1 protein-coding gene is annotated in these 1273 nt (G+C 40.1%); it reads right to left on the reverse strand.

Features of this window, described 5'->3' with window-relative positions; all coding sequences use genetic code 11:
• Positions 1-67: 67 nt before the first annotated feature.
• Positions 68-1069 carry an IS110 family RNA-guided transposase gene (locus QX565_RS00035; protein WP_289290483.1) on the reverse strand — a complete coding sequence of 334 codons (1002 nt, stop codon included), beginning with the start codon at positions 1067-1069 and terminating at the stop codon, positions 68-70.
• Positions 1070-1273: the final 204 nt, after the last annotated feature.

Genomic DNA, 1273 nt, shown 5'->3' on the forward strand with positions numbered 1-1273 from the left:
CAAATATTTGTGCAAGAAAAAACAGTTAAATAAGTTAAATGGGTTGCTATCTAGTGTAGCAGCCTGTTTAACTTTTATATGTATTCAACTCCACAAACGGCGTTCCTCTTTTGACAACTGCAAACATTCTACATATCAATTTAAACTTCACAGCATTCAATACCACTCCAAAAGCTTTTCCCTGCATTGTCTTACGAATATAATATTCTTTCAATTCCTTGTCCCATACAATTGCAGACTTTGCAGCTTGCGAAAGGTCCGCTTTCAAGAGTTTTGCCCCTATATGGGAAACTCTGGTGGCCCCCTTGACTGAGGTTCCCGAAGTATGTTCAAAGGGGGCAATGCCCAAGTAACAGGCATACTGTCTTGCCGTTTCAAACGCTTCAAAGTTATTTGTGTGTATGAGGGTGGAAATGGCATTGACACTTCCAATACCCTTTATGCCGGTCAGCAATTCATAATTTTTTGCAATAGCCGGATCTTTTCCGACCAGTGCAATCATTTCTTCTTCCACAGTTTTAATTTCTCCTTCCAACACATCCACCATATTTTGAGCGCGTAGCAGAGTACTTGTTCTGGGACGTTCCTTGTTGTCAGTCAACAAGGCCTTATATTCAGCCTGCTGTGTGACAAAGCGCTTCCTCTCAGCCGACAAGTCCTGCAAACGAAGTACGGTACTTCCTGAAAGTTTAGAATAGGTAAGTTCTTCCCGATGAAGATAGGTGAAATAGGCAATCCGTTCGGCATCCACCTTGTCGTTTTTGCCACGAACCAGACCTAATGAACGTTTCAGATGCAAAGGGTTAAACGTACAGTAATCGATCTGGTGTTTTTCCAAATAAAGCCGCAAATCAAAACTGTAAGTGCCTGTATGCTCCAGACCGACAACGATCTGGTCAAGTGCTGCCTTTTTCTTTTTAAGCCAGGATAGTAAGGTATCATATCCTTCCTTGCTGTTGGATAACTGTTTGTAATTCTCAGTGTCCGCATGTTTCTTTGCAGAGTCATAAATAACCACATCCAATGTTTTTTTGGATACATCAATGCCGATAAACCAATTCTTTTTCATAATTTTGTTGCAACATTATTGTTAACCATAGGTTGAACTCACTAAATCCTTTAATAGGCTAACGACCTAAAATTCTAATTGGGACGATTCAACTGAAAAGGAAAGCAGGACTAATTCTGCGTATAGGACTTCTGCCTAGATAACGCAATAGGTCACCTGCTTTCCTTGGTTAACTTGTTTTAACTACAAAGATAATATTTCAAC

It is taken from the genome of Bacteroides sp. 41_26 (genome assembly GCF_949740115.1).
GTDB lineage: Bacteria > Bacteroidota > Bacteroidia > Bacteroidales > Bacteroidaceae > Bacteroides > Bacteroides nordii.